The sequence below is a fragment of the Massilia sp. LMS1-1-1.1 genome, from assembly GCF_040815535.1.
Lineage (GTDB): Bacteria > Pseudomonadota > Gammaproteobacteria > Burkholderiales > Burkholderiaceae_D > Janthinobacterium > Janthinobacterium aestuarii.
This window is the reverse complement of record NZ_JBFPNG010000065.1, coordinates 91,787-107,477: the sequence shown is the minus strand read 5'-3', so window position 1 is coordinate 107,477 and position 15,691 is coordinate 91,787. Positions and strand designations below refer to the sequence as shown.

The 15,691-nt window shown below is 62.1% G+C and carries 14 protein-coding genes; 4 read left to right on the top strand and 10 right to left on the bottom strand.

Annotated features, from left to right (window positions below):
* Window positions 1–9 precede the first annotated feature (9 nt).
* Window positions 10–1,074 carry a porin gene (locus MRBLMS1_RS27445; protein WP_485883470.1) on the bottom strand — a complete coding sequence of 355 codons (1,065 nt, stop codon included), beginning with the start codon at window positions 1,072–1,074 and terminating at the stop codon, window positions 10–12.
* 490 nt (window positions 1,075–1,564) lie between these two features.
* On the opposite strand from MRBLMS1_RS27445, the gene MRBLMS1_RS27440 reads away from it, so the two are divergent.
* The 4 genes from MRBLMS1_RS27440 to MRBLMS1_RS27425 all read left to right on the top strand — a co-directional run bounded on the left by MRBLMS1_RS27440 (window position 1,565) and on the right by MRBLMS1_RS27425 (window position 8,153).
* Entirely contained in the window at window positions 1,565–4,372 is a 2,808-nt protein-coding gene (locus MRBLMS1_RS27440) for a valine--tRNA ligase (protein WP_485883468.1), read from the top strand.
* Window positions 4,373–4,484: 112 nt separating this feature from the next.
* The gene (locus MRBLMS1_RS27435) at window positions 4,485–4,952 is read left to right on the top strand and encodes a DUF2147 domain-containing protein (RefSeq protein ID WP_485883466.1); all 468 of its coding nucleotides are present in this window, start codon (window positions 4,485–4,487) and stop codon (window positions 4,950–4,952) included.
* A gap of 272 nt (window positions 4,953–5,224) precedes the next feature.
* Window positions 5,225–7,000, top strand: coding sequence for an ice-binding family protein (locus MRBLMS1_RS27430; protein ID WP_485883464.1), 1,776 nt, complete (start codon window positions 5,225–5,227; stop codon window positions 6,998–7,000).
* A 13-nt stretch (window positions 7,001–7,013) separates the two neighbouring features.
* Window positions 7,014–8,153, top strand: a complete 1,140-nt coding sequence (locus MRBLMS1_RS27425; RefSeq protein ID WP_485883462.1) for an OmpA family protein — start codon at window positions 7,014–7,016, stop codon at window positions 8,151–8,153.
* A 51-nt stretch (window positions 8,154–8,204) separates the two neighbouring features.
* On the opposite strand, the gene MRBLMS1_RS27420 is transcribed toward MRBLMS1_RS27425, so the two are convergent.
* The 9 genes from MRBLMS1_RS27420 to MRBLMS1_RS27380 form a co-directional block, all read right to left on the bottom strand.
* On the bottom strand, window positions 8,205–8,672 hold the full coding sequence (locus MRBLMS1_RS27420; RefSeq protein ID WP_485883460.1) for a YaiI/YqxD family protein: 468 nt from the start codon (window positions 8,670–8,672) through the stop codon (window positions 8,205–8,207).
* 23 nt (window positions 8,673–8,695) lie between these two features.
* The gene (ruvB, locus tag MRBLMS1_RS27415; RefSeq protein ID WP_485883458.1) at window positions 8,696–9,751 is read right to left on the bottom strand and encodes a Holliday junction branch migration DNA helicase RuvB; all 1,056 of its coding nucleotides are present in this window, start codon (window positions 9,749–9,751) and stop codon (window positions 8,696–8,698) included.
* A 6-nt stretch (window positions 9,752–9,757) separates the two neighbouring features.
* Window positions 9,758–10,336 carry a Holliday junction branch migration protein RuvA gene (gene ruvA / locus MRBLMS1_RS27410; RefSeq protein WP_139091733.1) on the bottom strand — a complete coding sequence of 193 codons (579 nt, stop codon included), beginning with the start codon at window positions 10,334–10,336 and terminating at the stop codon, window positions 9,758–9,760.
* A 54-nt stretch (window positions 10,337–10,390) separates the two neighbouring features.
* Window positions 10,391–10,930 (bottom strand): crossover junction endodeoxyribonuclease RuvC, encoded by a 540-nt coding sequence (ruvC, locus tag MRBLMS1_RS27405; protein ID WP_034749205.1) that lies wholly within the window; start codon window positions 10,928–10,930, stop codon window positions 10,391–10,393.
* A 184-nt stretch (window positions 10,931–11,114) separates the two neighbouring features.
* A complete protein-coding gene (purH, locus tag MRBLMS1_RS27400) occupies window positions 11,115–12,701 on the bottom strand; it encodes a bifunctional phosphoribosylaminoimidazolecarboxamide formyltransferase/IMP cyclohydrolase (protein WP_139091735.1) in 1,587 nt (528 codons plus the stop codon).
* Window positions 12,702–12,808: 107 nt separating this feature from the next.
* Window positions 12,809–13,042, bottom strand: a complete 234-nt coding sequence (locus MRBLMS1_RS27395) for a helix-turn-helix domain-containing protein (protein ID WP_008445162.1) — start codon at window positions 13,040–13,042, stop codon at window positions 12,809–12,811.
* A gap of 167 nt (window positions 13,043–13,209) precedes the next feature.
* Complete coding sequence (gene dusB, locus MRBLMS1_RS27390) at window positions 13,210–14,274, bottom strand: tRNA dihydrouridine synthase DusB (RefSeq protein WP_485883454.1); 1,065 nt, start codon at window positions 14,272–14,274, stop codon at window positions 13,210–13,212.
* 107 nt (window positions 14,275–14,381) lie between these two features.
* Entirely contained in the window at window positions 14,382–15,026 is a 645-nt protein-coding gene (locus MRBLMS1_RS27385; RefSeq protein ID WP_485883451.1) for a histidine phosphatase family protein, read from the bottom strand.
* Between the two features lie 3 nt (window positions 15,027–15,029).
* Window positions 15,030–15,662 carry a YbhB/YbcL family Raf kinase inhibitor-like protein gene (locus MRBLMS1_RS27380; RefSeq protein ID WP_128141271.1) on the bottom strand — a complete coding sequence of 211 codons (633 nt, stop codon included), beginning with the start codon at window positions 15,660–15,662 and terminating at the stop codon, window positions 15,030–15,032.
* Window positions 15,663–15,691 lie beyond the last annotated feature (29 nt).

Sequence of the window (15,691 nt, the reverse complement as noted above, 5' to 3'; positions counted from 1 at the left end):
CGCAAAGACTTAAAACGCGTGGCGCAGGCCGACGTTGAAGGCGCGGTTGCCCGTGCCCACTTCCGTGGCGTTGCCCACCATGTAGGCGGCGTCGTTGCGGTTGCGGATGTGCGCGTAAGCAACATACACATTGCTGCGCTTGGACAAGGCATACGTGGCGCCGATGGCCAGCTGCCGCGCATCGCGGTTGGCTGCATCGCGGTCATCCTTGTGCACGTACGAGGCCAGCAAGGTCGTCGCGCCCAGCGGCACGGACACGCCGACGATGGCGTCGCGGCTGTCCGTGGACTGGGCCGGCGCCTGCGTCGCGCCATACGGGTTTTCCGCAAAGAACATGGTGCTGCCATCGCCCGTGTTGCGGCCATAACCGGCAAAGGCCGTGGCCACGCCGAAGTTGTAGTTACCGGCCAAAATCGTGTTGTTCACGTCGGCCTTGCCCGGCTCGCCGGCACGGCTCTGGCGCGCCAGGCGCAAGGTCAAGGGACCGTTGACATAGCCGAGGGCCAGGCCCAGCGAGCGCTGGTCGGCCGCCACACCCGTATGTTCGCCAAAGCCGTACAGGACGGTGGCCGTCACGCCGCGCATTTCAGGCGAGGTGTAGCGCACGGTATTGTCGATGCGCGTGGCCGAATAACCGGCCAGGTTGGTTGCCGCGCCGGCAAAGCCGCCTTCGAACGGGTCGGCCACGTCGGTCAAGGCCTGGCTTTGCAGGTTGTACTGGCGCCCCACGGTCAGCATGCCCAGCGGGCTGTCGATGCCGACAAAAGCCTGGCGGCCGAACAATTGCCCCGCCTGGTCGGAGCGGCCCGTATCGCTCTGCACGCCCGCTTCCAGGGTGAAGACGGCTTGCAGACCATTGCCCAAGGACTCGGTGCCGCGCAGGCCCAGGCGCGAGCCAGCCGATATGCCGCTGGTGAGCTTGCTGACGCCGCCTTCCTGCACCAGGCCCGCATCCATCAAGCCATACATGGTGACTGAAGACGGATCAACTGACGACTGGGCGTGGGCGGCAGGCAAGGCGCCCAGGGTGGCGATGGTAGAAACGAAGCCGACGGTGATCGAGATTTTTTTCATGCTGGTTTCCTTGTAAAAGCAAAACCGGGAAAGCGCGCGGCCATGGCGCGGCCACAGGCGCCAAGGCGCGCTGCGGAGTGCCGTATCGAAAGACGACGGGCCAGATAACAACATTCCTGGCTAAACTGTGGCGGCGCGGCCGGCAAACGGTGGCGCGCGATATTCCGCCGTGAATGGTGCACCGCTGGCGGTGCGCGTGGCTCAGGCGCCCAGCCCGCAGGGGACGCTCTGAAAGTGGCTGGCATCGCAGATGCGCTGGCCGTGTGACGCGGACGAGAGTTGGATAAAACTGCGTCTGCTGGCACCGTCCGCAAAGATAGGGCAGGAGGCGCCGAGGCGGGCATTATAACATCGGCAGCCCTTTCATCCCCGTTCTGTTGCGGCAAAACGGCCCGCAAAGCCGCCAAAACACTGAAAAAGGCGGGTTGCCACGCTGCAGGCGATGCCGTGTCATCTATAATGGTTCCTTTTGCCAATCACACGCCAAATCATGGAATTAGCCAAGTCTTTCGAGCCCGCCGACATTGAACAATTCTGGCGCACCGAGTGGGAACAGCGCGGTTACTTCACCGCCACCCTCGATGCCGGAAAACCTTCCTTCAGCATCCAGTTGCCGCCGCCGAACGTCACCGGCACCCTGCACATGGGCCATGCGTTCAACCAGACCATCATGGATGGCCTGACCCGCTACCACCGCATGCTGGGCCACAACACAGCCTGGATTCCCGGCACCGACCACGCCGGCATCGCCACGCAAATCGTCGTGCAACGCCAGCTGGACGCGCAAAAGATTTCGCGCCATGACCTGGGCCGCGAGAAATTCGTGGAAAAAGTGTGGGAATGGAAAGAAAAATCCGGTTCCATCATCACCGGCCAGATGCGCCGCCTGGGCGCTTCGGCCGACTGGCAACGCGAATACTTCACGATGGACGAGCCGCGCTCGAAAGTCGTCACCGACGTCTTCGTGCGCCTGTTCGAGCAGGGCCTGATCTACCGCGGCAAGCGCCTCGTCAACTGGGACCCCGTGCTGGGCACGGCTGTGTCCGACCTGGAAGTGGTGTCCGAGGAAGAAGATGGCTCCATGTGGTACATCAAGTACCCGCTGGCGGACGGCAGCGGCTTCCTGACGGTGGCCACCACCCGTCCTGAAACCATGCTGGGCGACGTGGCCGTGGCCGTCGATCCGACGGACGAGCGCTATCTGCCGCTGGTGGGCAAGATGCTCAAACTGCCATTGACTGACCGCGAAATCCCCATCATCGCCGACGAATACGTCGACAAGGAATTCGGCACGGGCTGCGTGAAGATCACCCCTGCGCACGACATGAACGATTACGCCGTGGGCCAGCGCCACAAACTGGCGCAGATCGTCATTTTGACACTGGACGCGAAGATCACGGACGACGCGCCGGAAGCCTACCGCGGCATGGACCGCTTTGCCGCGCGCAAGCAGATCGTCGCCGACCTCGACGCGCAAGGCTTGCTCGAGCAAGTCAAGCCGCACAAGCTGATGGTGCCGCGCGGCGACCGCACGGGCGTCGTCATCGAACCGATGCTGACGGACCAGTGGTTTGTCGCCATGAGCAAGCCGGCCCCGGAAGGCACCTTCTTCCCAGGCAAGTCGATCGCCGAAACGGCGCTGGACAAGGTCGCCAACGGCGAAATCAAGTTCGTGCCGGAAAACTGGAGCACCACCTACAACCAGTGGCTCAACAACATCCAGGACTGGTGCATCTCGCGCCAGCTGTGGTGGGGCCATCAAATCCCGGCCTGGTACGACGACAAGGGCAATATCTTCGTTGCCAAGACGGAAGCGGAAGCCATCGCCAAGGCGCAGGCGGCCGGCAGCACGGGCCCGTTGAAGCGCGATGACGACGTGCTCGACACGTGGTTCTCGTCGGCCTTGGTGCCGTTCTCGACCATGGGTTGGCCGGAAGAAACGCCGGACATGAAGGCCTTCCTGCCATCGTCCGTGCTGGTCACCGGTTTCGACATCATCTTCTTCTGGGTCGCGCGCATGGTCATGATGACGGCGCACTTCACGGGCAAGGTACCGTTTGAAACCGTCTACGTGCACGGCCTGGTGCGCGATTCGACGGGGCAGAAAATGTCGAAGTCGAAAGGCAACACGCTGGACCCGATCGACCTGATCGACGGCATCGACCTGGAAAACCTGATCGTCAAGCGCACGACGGGCCTGATGAACCCGCGCGACGCGGAAAAGATCACCAAGGCCACGCGCAAGGAATTCCCGGAAGGCATTTCGGCCTATGGCACGGACGCCGTGCGCTTCACCATGGCCAGCTATGCATCGCTGGGCCGCAACATCAATTTCGACCTGGGCCGCTGCGAAGGCTACCGCAACTTCTGCAACAAGATGTGGAACGCCACCCGTTTCGTCATGATGAATACGGAAGGCAAGGACTGCACCGCGAACGACGCCGACCTGTCGCAAGCGGACAAGTGGATCATCTCGCTGCTGCAGAAGGCGGAACTGGACGTGGCCAAGGGCTTTGAAGACTTCCGTTTCGACAATATCGCCGCCACCATCTACAAATTCGTCTGGGACGAGTATTGCGACTGGTACCTGGAAGTCGCCAAGGTGCAAGTTCAGCAAGGCACGGAAGGCCAGCAGCGCGCCACCCGCCACACCCTGCTGCGCGTGCTGGAAGTGGTGCTGCGCCTGGCCCATCCGATCATTCCGTTCGTCACGGAAGCCTTGTGGCAGACGGTGGCGCCTTTGGCTGGCAAAACGCTCAAAGCTGAAGGTGATTCGATCATGATGCAGCCGTATCCGATCGCCAACACCGACAAGATCGACGAATCGGCCGAAGCGTGGATGCAGCAGCTGAAAGCCTTGACGGACGCGACGCGCAACCTGCGCGGCGAAATGCAGATCTCGCCTTCCGTGCGCGTGCCGCTGATCGTCGAAGCGGGCAATGCCAGCGAGAAAGAAGCGCTGGCATCGTATGCGCCATACATCCAGTCGCTGGGCAAGCTGGCCGACGTGCAGATCGTCGATGCATTGCCAGACTCGCCAGCGGCCGTCGCCATCGTCGGCACCACCAAGCTGATGCTGAAAGTGGAAATCGACGTGGCCGCCGAACGCGAACGCCTGGGCAAGGAAATCGCCCGCATCGAAGCGGAAATTGCCAAAGTCAACAGCAAATTGGGCAACGAAAGCTTCGTCGCGCGCGCCCCTGCCGCCATCGTTGCGCAAGAAAACGAGCGCTTGCTCAGTTTTTCGGCGACAATTGAAAAACTGCGCGAACAGTTTGCTAAACTAGCCAGCGCATAAGGCAAGTTTGGAAGGATTGCGCGGCGTCATCCGTGACGCCGCGCAGCACTGCTGGTCTTGCCTTGGTATATAACTGTTCGTGACACGATCAAAAAACCAATGGAGACTAGCGATGCATAAAGTATTCACAGCAAGCATTCAAGCAAGCGTACTGGTGGCCGCCCTGGCCATCGCCGGCAGCGCCACCGCGCGCGACGGTAACTTTACCCCCGTCGGCACATGGAAAACCATCGACGACGCCAGCGGCAAGCCGAAATCCCTCGTCGTTATCACGGAAAACAATGGCGTCTTGCAAGGCAAGATCGAAAAACTGTTCCGTGCCCCGAATGAAGATCAAAATCCCAAGTGCGACAAGTGCACGGGCGCCAACAAGGACCAGCCCATCGTCGGCATGGTGATCCTGTCCGGCCTGAAATATGACGGCAAGGAGTGGACGGGCGGCGAAATCATCGACCCGGCCACCGGCAAGCTTTACAAGAGCAAGGCGGAACTGACGGAAGGCGGCACCAAGCTGCAGGTGCGCGGCTATGTCGGCATCCCGCTGATTGGCCGCTCGCAGACGTGGGTGCGTGAAGAGTAAAGTCCCCCTGCCCTGATGAAGCCGGCCTTGACGCCGGCTTTTTTACGTCTATTTTCCGCACACGGCCGTTGTTTTCCAGGCCGAATCACATTTTTTTGACCCTATCTCCGAACGCCAGGGGCCTATGCGCGCCACCGAACATACTTGAAGTTTCCTAAATGAAATAGTGCATGCCTGTGACGCCATCGCCCTGTAGCGACAGGCGGCATGGCTCTGCCGGATGACCTCATCCGCGGATGACCGGCAATGACTGCCATGCACAAAGGAACACTATGAATCTCTTCAAGCGATATCTGAACCCGCTGATCGTCTCGGCAGGTCTACTGGCCATGGCCGCCCTGGCTGGCTGCGGCGGCGGCGACCAGGGACGCGATCCCATCCTCGGCTTGCCGGGCGCTACCCTGTCCAGCCTGGCAGTCACACCAGCCACGGCCACGGTCGCCATCGGTGCGGGCCAGCAATTCACGGCCATCGCCACGTATAGCGATGGCTCCTCGCAAGACGTCAGCGCCAAGTCGGCCTGGACGTCGGCCACACCGGCCAGCGCGACAGTCAATGCCGCCACGGGCTTGAGCACCGGCATCGCCGCCGGCAGCAGCAGCATCAGCGCCGCGTTTGGCGGCAAGAGCGCAGCGGCACAGTTAACCGTCTCGCCCGCCACCTTGAACGCGATCGCCATCACGCCGCTCGCGCCATCAATCGCCATCGGCGCAACGCAGCAATTCACGGTGACGGGCAGCTTCAGCGACGGCACCACGCGCGACGTCACGGCCGTATCGGCCTTTGCTTCAGCCAGCCCTGCCACGGCCAGCATCGCCGCTGGCGGCTTGGCGCTGGGCAAGGTTGCCGGCACGACGCAGATCACGGCCACCACGGGCGCGCTCACGGCCAGCACCGTGCTGACCGTCACGCCAGCGACCTTGCTGTCGATCGCCGTCACGCCGCAAAACCCCATCGTGCCCGTCGCCTCGACGCGCCAGCTGGCCGTCCTTGCCACGTATTCGGATGGCAGCAGCGTTGACGTCACGGCCGGCAGCAGCTTCGTTTCCGCCACGCCAGCCTCGGCCACCGTCGCCAGCGGCGGCCTCGTCACCGGCGTTGCCTTTGGTACCAGCGTCATGAATACCAGCTTCAACGGCAAGACGGCCAGCACCACCGTCACCGTGCCGGCCATTACCCTGCTCAGCATCGCCGTCACGCCGGCCACCGCCAGCATCATTGTCGGTGCCCAGCAACAATTCATTGCCACCGCAACGTATTCGGACAGCTCGAACGCCATCATCACCAACAGCGCCGCCTGGACGTCGGGCACGGTTGCCAATGCCAGCGTGCTGAACACGGGCGTCGCCACCGGCATCGCCGCCGGCACCAGCAGCATCACGGCCACGGCCGGCGGCCAGTCGGGCAGCGCGCTGCTGACCGTCACTGCCGTTGCCATCCCACCCGTCCTCAATCCGATCATCCTGGGCCGCGCCGCATCGTTCGGCGTGCTGGCCGGCACCTCGATCACGAATAATTCGGGCGGTACGACCCTGATCACGGGCGATGTCGGTTCGCCGTCGCAAACGGTCGATCCGACCCAGGCGGCAGGTTTTACCAACTACAAGTCGGGTGCCATCCTGGACGGCGCCATGACGGATTTGCAAGCGGCCATCACGGACGGCAACAGCCGCAGCTGCGACGTCAGCTTTGCCGGCAGCATCGACCTCGGCGGCCAGACCTTCGGCCCCGGCGTGTATTGCTATGCGGGCGCCATCAGCATCACGGGTACCCTGACACTGAACGGTCCCGGCGTGTACATCTTCCGCACGGCGCTGACCTTGAATTCGACCGTCAACTCGGTAGTTGCCCTGAACAATGGCGCCACGGCCGACAACGTCAGCTGGCTGCCCGTCGGCCCGACCACCCTGGCCGCGAACAGCGTCTTCAAGGGCAATATCCTGGGCCAGTCGGCCGCCATCACGGTGGGCGACAACACGACCCTGCTCAATGGCCGCGTGCTGACGGCCGCCGCCGTTACCCTGCGCAACAACCAGATCACCAAATAACCGGGACATGACCATGACTATCGCACACACATTGGGCGCACTAAGCGTCATGACCGGCGCCTTGCTGGCGGCGCAATCGGCGCAGGCGCAGGACAATACGTTCATCAACCCGGACTGGGCCAACAGCGCCTGGTACATCGGCGCGGGCGTGGGCCAGTCGCGCGCCACCATCGACGAGCCGCGCTTGCGCGCCAGCCTGGCCGCCAACGGCGAAACCGTCACCGGCTTCAGCAGGGACCAGCGCGACACCGGCTATAAATTGTTTGTCGGCCGCCAGCTGAACCAGTATTTCGCCGTGGAAGCCGGTTACTTTGACCTGGGCAAGTTCGATTTCAAGTCGACCACCAGCGGCAACGGCGTACTGAACGGGCAAGCGGCCTTTCGCGGCGTGAACCTGGACTTGCTGGGCCAGCTGCCGCTGTCGCAGCGCCTGTCCTTGCTGGGCCGTGTCGGCATGCACTACACCAAGACCAACACGGAATTCAGCGGCAACCGCCTGCTGGGTTCGACCAATACCCATGCCAGCGAGCGCAAGCTCAACGCCAAGGTGGGTCTGGGCCTCGAATACAAGTTCAGCGAAGCGCTGGCCCTGCGCGGCGAAGTCGAGCGTTATCGCCTGAACGACGCCGTCGGCAACCGTGGCGATGCGGACCTGTATTCCGTCAGCCTCGTGTATAAACTGGGCCGCCCGGCCAGCGCCACGCCTGCTTACCAGCCGGCGCCAGAAGTCGCCCCTGTCGTCGCGATGCCGGCACCCGTCATCGTGGCCCCACCGGCGCCAGCCCCCGTATCGGAAAAAGTGTCGTTTGCTTCCGAAGCCCTGTTTGATTTCGATCAATCGGCGCTCAAGCCACAAGGCAAGGCTGCGCTGGACCAGCTGCTCGGTCAATTGACGGACATGGACCTGGAAGTGATCGTCACGGTCGGCCATACGGATGCCGTCGGCCCTGACACCTACAACCAGAAGCTGTCGCAGCGCCGCGCCGAAGCCGTCAAGGCTTACCTGGTGGCGCAAGGCGTGGAAACGAGCCGCGTCTACACGGAAGGCAAGGGAGAAACGCAGCCGGTAGCCGACAACACAAGTGCCGCCGGGCGCGCCAAGAACCGCCGTGTGACGGTGGAAGTGGTGGGCACGCGCAAAGTTGCACGCTAAGTTACATGCACGTAAAAAACCGGCTTGCGCCGGTTTTTTTTCGTCCGCGAATTACTGCGCCGGGGCCGGCTTGCGGTGGTGCTTGCTCAAATGCCGGTCCAGGCTATTGGCAAACTGCTGCCGGTCCGACTGGCTGAAGGCGGCCGGGCCGCCCGTGTCCACGCCGCCGCTGCGTAATTCTTCCATGAAGGCACGCATCGTCAGTTGCTGGGCGATATTGTCCTTCGTGTAGAATTCGCCGCGCGGATTGAGCGCAAAGCCGCCCTTGGTCAAGACGTCGGCGGCCAGCGGGATGTCGCCCGTGATGACGAGGTCGCCGGGATTCAATAGCCGCACGATTTCCTGATCGGCCACGTCGGCGCCGGACGGTACTTGCACGGTGTGGATGAAACGCGAGGGCGGCACGCGCAAGCCCTGGTTGGCGACCAGGGTGAGCGGCAACTCCAGGCGGTCGGCGACCCGGTACAAAATTTCCTTGATGACGACGGGACAGGCATCCGCGTCGATCCAGATTTGCATGCCTGACATACCTTCTTGCGCCATCACAGTTCCCACGCTTCGCCGCCCGGGCCCATGCGCGGCGCGCTGACGCCGAAGTGCAAATAAGCGGCCGGCGTGGCGACTCGGCCACGGGGCCTGCGCTGCAGGAAGCCTTGCTGTATCAGATACGGCTCCAGCACGTCTTCGATGGTATCGGCCGCTTCGCCGATGGCCGCCGCCAGGTTGCCGATACCGACGGGGCCGCCGCCGAACTTGAACAGCACGGCTTCGAGCAGCTTGCGGTCCATCACGTCGAAGCCGGCGGAATCGACGTCGAGCATGGCCAGCGCGCGGTCGGCCACCACCTTGGTGATCTCGCCATTGCTTTTGACTTCCGCGAAATCACGCACGCGGCGCAGCAAGCGGTTGGCGATACGGGGCGTGCCGCGGGCACGCTGGGCGATTTCATGCGCGCCTTCCGGGTCGATCGGGGCTTTCAGCAAGGCGGCGCTGCGCGTGACGATCTTCGTCAGTTCACCCGTGTTGTAGAACTCGAGGCGCGCGACGATGCCGAAGCGGTCGCGCAGCGGGTTGGTCAGCATGCCGGCGCGCGTGGTGGCGCCGACCAGGGTAAACGGTTGCAGATCGAGCTTCACGGAACGGGCGGCCGGGCCTTCGCCGATCATGATATCGATTTGATAATCCTCAAGCGCCGGATATAAAATTTCCTCGACGACCGGCGACAGCCGGTGGATTTCGTCGATGAACAGGACGTCGTTCGCTTCCAGGTTCGTCAAGATCGCCGCCAGGTCGCCCGGGCGCTCGAGCACGGGGCCGGAGGTCTGGCGCAAATTGACGCCCATTTCGCGCGCGATGATGTGCGCCAGGGTCGTCTTGCCCAGGCCCGGCGGGCCGAACAGCAAGGTATGGTCGAGCGCTTCCTTGCGCTGGCGTGCGGCCGTGATGAAAATCTCCAGCTGGTCGCGGATCTTTTCCTGCCCGACATACTCGTCGAGCTGCTTGGGGCGCAAGGCCCGTTCGATCGCCTCCTCGTTGTGCGAGATGGGCGCCGCGTCGATGATGCGCTGTTCCGTGAAGCTGTCGGTCTGGATGCTCATGCCCTATCAGCCTTTCGACAGCGCTTTCAGCGCCAGTTTGATGCCGTCCGACACGCCGGTACCTGCCGGTACGTTCTTCACGGCGGCCAACGCTTCCTTGTCCGAATAACCGAGCGCGACCAGGGCATTCAAAATGTCCGATTGCGCGTCCGGCGCCGCATGCACGCCGCCGGCGCCGATATCGGCACCCAGCTTGCCCTTCAATTCCAGCAACAGGCGCTCGGCCGTCTTCTTGCCGATGCCCGGTACTTTCACGAGGCGACCGGAATCCTGCAGGGTAATGGCCTGCGCCAGATCGGCAATCGTCATGCCCGAGAGAATCGACAGCGCCATGCGCGCGCCCACGCCCGTGATCTTGATCAGCTGGCGGAACACGGCGCGCTCGGCCGCATTGCCGAAGCCAAACAGCAGGTGCGCATCTTCGCGGATGGCCTGGTGCGTAAACAGCACGACTTTTTCGCCCACGTGGGGCAAGTTGTAAAAGGTGCTCATCGGCACGTCGACTTCATAGCCGACGCCCTGGCAATCGACCAGCAATTGTGGCGGATTCTTTTCAAGCAAAATACCGGAGAGACGGCCTATCATCGCGTGTTCCTAATGTTGTGTATCGTTGTTTCTATTGATATGAGGGCCATGCGCCTACCCTACTAAACGGCCGCGCTTCATACGCAAGCCCTGTAGCTGGGGCGCCAGCGCGCCTATCATGGCCAGTGCATCGATACTGTTGGCGTGGCAAATGGCCACGCCCAGCGCGTCGGCCGCATCCGTACCGGGCAAGCCGGGCAAGGACAGCAGCCGCGACACCATTTCCTGCACCTGCTCCTTGGCCGCCTTGCCGTGGCCCGTGACGGCCTGTTTCACTTGTAGCGCCGTGTATTCGGCCACCGACAGGTCGGCATGCACGAGCGCGCAAATGGCCGCGCCGCGCGCCTGGCCCAGCAGCAAGGTCGATTGGGGATTGACGTTGACAAACACTTTTTCGATGGCCGCGCAATCGGGCTGGTAGGTGCCGACGATTTCGCTCACGCCCCGCAGGATGACCTTCAGGCGCGGCGGCAATTCCCCTTCGGAACCCGTCTTGACGGTCCCCGACGCGATATAGCGCAGCTTGTTGCCGTGTTTTTCAATGACCCCAAAGCCGGTCGTGCGCAGGCCAGGATCGATGCCAAGAATAATCATCGCCAGATTCTATAATGAATACGGCAGGCACCGGTGAATAACCGGTGCCTGCCGCTGAGTACTTTATCGAGTAGCTGTAGGTCGGATTAGCGGTACGCGTAATCCGACATGCGTTGCCAACTGCGCTTGTCGGATTACGCGCAGCCTGCGGCCCCGCTAATCCGACCTACTCTCTCTATCGATATCAATGGCGGAAGTGACGCGTACCCGTGTACAGCATCACGACGCCGCGCTCGTCCGCCGCATCGATCACTTCCTGGTCGCGCATGGAGCCGCCCGGGTGGATGACGCAGGTTGCGCCCGCGTCGACGACGACGTCGAGGCCGTCGCGGAACGGGAAGAAGGCGTCCGACGCCACGACGGAGCCCGTCAGCGACAGGCCGGCGTTTTGCGCCTTGATCGACGCGATGCGGGCCGAATCGATACGGCTCATCTGGCCAGCGCCCACGCCCAGGGTCATGTTATTGCCGCAGAAGACGATGGCGTTCGACTTGACGAATTTCGCCACTTTCCAGGCGAACATCAGGTCGGCCAGTTGCTGCGGCGTTGGTTGCAGTTTGCTGACCACGCGCAAGTCGCCGATACCGACGTTTTTCGCATCCGGCGATTGCACCAGCAGACCGCCACCGACGCGCTTGAAGTCCATGGCGTGCACGCCGCTGCCCAGTGGGATTTCCAGCATGCGCACGTTTTGCTTGCTCGACAGAATCTGTTTCGCTTCGGCGGAGAACGACGGAGCGATCAGCACTTCCACGAACAGCTTGGCGATTTCGCCGGCGGTGGCGCCGTCGAGTTCCGTATTGAAGGCGATGATGCCGCCAAATGCCGAGGTCGGGTCCGTCTGCAGGGCACGCGCGTATGCTTCCGCCGCATTCTTGCCCAGGGCCACGCCGCATGGGTTCGCATGCTTGACGATGACGCAAGCGGCGCTTTGCTCGAAGCCGCCCATGCTCTTCACGCATTCCCAAGCCGCATCGGCGTCGGCGATGTTGTTGTACGACAATTCCTTGCCTTGCAGCTGGCGGTAATTGGCCAGCGCGCCATCGGTGGTGACGAGGTCGCGGTAGAAGGCAGCGCTCTGGTGCGGGTTTTCACCGTAGCGCATGTCTTGCACTTTTTCAAAGGCCACATTCAGGATTTGCGGATAGGCGCCGCGCTCGGCGTGCACTTTCGTCGGGCCCAGGCTCGTCAGGTAGTTAGTGATGGCGCCATCGTATTGCGCCGTGTGCGCAAAGACTTTTTTCGCCAGCATGAATTTGGTGTCGTAGCTGACGTCGCCTGCCTTGCCATCGGCAGCACGCATTTCCGCCAGTACCACGTCGTAGTCGGTCGGATCGCAGATGACGACCACGTCCTTGTGGTTCTTGGCAGCCGAACGCAGCATGGTCGGGCCGCCGATATCGATGTTTTCGATCGCGTCTTCCAGGGTGCAATCGGCCTTGGCGACCGTGCCCTGGAACGGGTATAGATTGACCACCACCATGTCGATGGTCGGCATGTCGTGCTCGACCAGTTTCGACATGTGCTCAGGGAAATCACGGCGCGCCAGGATACCGCCGTGCACTTTCGGGTGCAGGGTTTTCACACGGCCATCGAGCATCTCCGGGAAACCCGTGTAATCGGCCACTTCCGTGACAGGAACACCGTTGTCTGCCAGCAATTTGGCGGTGCCGCCTGTGGACAGGAGGTTGACGCCGAGGGCGGACAGGGCGCGGGCGAATTCGAGAACGCCGGTCTTGTCGGAAACGGAGAGGAGAGCTTGTTTGATCATGGCTGTGGCTAGGTGGTTAAGTGTTCTTGGCGAATGGCGCAGCGGTCAGCTATGGAGCTGGGCCCGCTGCGGCGGATTCAAATCTTGGCGTCACTTGCATGCCGGCATTACAGCAAACCGTGCTCCTGCAATTTCTTGCGCAGGGTATTGCGGTTGATGCCCAGCATCTGCGCGGCGTGCGACTGGTTGCCATCGGCGCGTGTCATCACGACTTCCAGGATGGGCTTTTCCACGGTCAGCACGACCATGTCGTAGATATTCGATGCTTGCTGTTCGCCCAGGTCATTGAAGTAATCTTCTAGACTTTTCTGTACGACTTCCTGAATGCTTTCTTTGCTCATTTGTATGCTTCAACCGGCTGAACACCTGGCCATCCGGTGCCGCGTCGCTCATGCGGTCCGCGTGCTGCCCTCTTGCCTTGATGTTGTAATTAATATTGCATGACGCTCTGTATAGGCGCTCGCCCTTGTACTTCTTATCACTCTTGCTGATCACTATTGCTTATAACTTATACCACTGCCTTGCTATCTGCGCATGCTGCCGTGGCCGCTTCTATCAGGCCACTTTCACTGGATTCGGAGAGGCGGTATTGTAACCGTTCGCCAAATTTCCATTGCGACTCAAAAAATTGATCGACGGCCAGCAATTGCGCATCCGTCGACTCCAGCAAGTTCATTTGCTGGCGGAACGCTTCGCCGCCTTCCAGGTCCTTCACATACCAGCCGATGTGCTTGCGCGCCGTGCGCACGCCGAGAAATTCACCGTAAAACGCGTAATGGGCGCGCAAATGCTCGTCCATCAGGGTGCGCACTTCATCCACGTACGGCGCCGGCAGCAAGGTGCCGGTGCGCAGGAAATGGTCGATCTCGCGGCAAATCCACGGCCTGCCCTGCGCCGCACGGCCGATCATGACGGCATCGGCGCCCGTTTGATCGAGCACAAAGCGGGCCTTTTCCGGACTGGTAATGTCGCCATTGGCCACCACGGGGATGCCCACCGATGCTTTCACGGCGGCAATGGTTTCATATTCGGCATCGCCCTTGTAGCCATCGGCACGCGTGCGGCCGTGCAAGGTCAGCATCTGGATGCCGGCTTTCTCGGCGATGCGGGCGATGGTCAGGGCATTCTTGTTGGAACGGTTCCAGCCCGTGCGAAATTTCAGGGTGACGGGCACGTCAACGGCGTTGACGACGGCGTGCAATATCTTTTCGACCAGGCTTTCATCTTGCAACAGAGCCGAACCGCACCAGCTGTTGCACACCTTTTTCACGGGGCAACCCATGTTGATGTCGATGATCTGTGCGCCCCGGTCCACGTTGAACTTGGCGCAGTCGGCCAGGTCTTGCGGATCGGCGCCGGCGATCTGTACGGCTTTCGGCTCCATTTCACCTTCATGGTCCGTGCGGCGCGCGCTTTTTTCCGTCGCCCACAGGCGCGGATTCGACGCCGCCATCTCCGACACGGCGTAGCCGGCACCCAACTGCTTGCACAACTGGCGGAAAGGCCGATCCGTCACGCCGGCCATGGGAGCGACGAAAACGTTATTGCGCAGAATGTGAGGGCCGATTTGCACTGAGGAACCTGGAATGGACGGAGGAACCTGCTATTTTAACCGATTCCCTGCCTATTTAATAAGCACTATTTTTTTAGCTCAGTGCGTCAGAGTGGCGATGAGGCCGCTTAGCCCAGCTCGTCCATCGCGGGCGCGCTCAGGTGCTCGATATTTCCCCAGTGCACTAAATGCAGCTTGCCGTCGGCGTAAGAAAAACGATTGACGCTGGCATTCTTGACCTGGAAGTCGCGCGGACTGTCGAGCGTCATGCCGACCGCCTCGCGGTAAGCGCACTCGAGCACGCCGCCGTGGGCCACGATGGCGATCGTCTGGCCGTCATATTGCTCGGCCCAGCGGGCAATGGCGCCGTTTGCGCGCGCATAGAACTGGCGGAAACTTTCGGCCTGGCGTTCGCCCGACGGCATCACGGCGTCGATCTGGCGCGATTGCCATTGCGCATACTCGTGCGGATAGCGCGCGGCGATGTCCGCATACAACAAGCCTTCGAAAGCGCCATAGCAGCGCTCGCGCAGCAAGGTATCAGTCTGCACTGGCAGCTTGTTCACGTCGGCCACGGCTTGCGCCGTCTGCTGCGCGCGCTGCAGATCGCTGGCGATGATGGCGGCCAGCGGTTCGTCCGCCAGCGCCTGCCCCAGCGCGGCCGCTTGCGCCAGGCCCGCCTCGTTCAAGGCGATGTCGATATGGCCCTGCAGGCGGCGGCCCGCATTCCAGGCCGTCTCGCCATGGCGTATCAATAAAATCGTGGTGCTCATGCGTTATTTCTTCAGAGTAAGTGCCAACTCGGGATTGAGCGAATAGGCGACGACGAGCTGGGCTTCGTCGAGGATGTGGCCGTACAAGGCGGCATGGGCTTGCTGTCCCGTGAAACGCTCGGGCAAGGCCAGCTGCGGCACGTCGAGCGCGTACAGGCGGAAAATATAGTGGTGGATGCGCTCGTCATTCCACGGCGGGCACGGGCCGTCATAGCCGTAGTAATCGCCGGCCATGGCGGCATCGCCGGCAAACCAGCCCGTGTAGTCGTTGATGCCCTGGCGCAGCCCAGTAGCGGCCGCCTTGCCGCGCGGCGTGATGCCGCTGGAAAATTCACCGGCGGCAATCACGCGCATGCTGATGGGAATATCGAGCAAGCTCCAGTGATAAAAGTCGCCGCGCAGCGCCGTCAGCGGCAGGGCCTGGTCATCGCGGTTGGCCAGGCTGGCGTCTTGCGGCGCATCGGGGTCGATGCAGAACAGGGCCAGCGACTCGGTGCCGTTGGGCACATCGTCCCAGGCCAGATGGGGATTGCGGTTGCCGGCGAGGCGCACGCGGCTGGCCGGATCGATCTCGGCAAAAGCATAGTCGGCCGGCATCAGGCCGCCATCACGAAACGTCTCGCTCCACAATTTCATCGCTTGCTCCTCTTTATAGTTATTGTTTG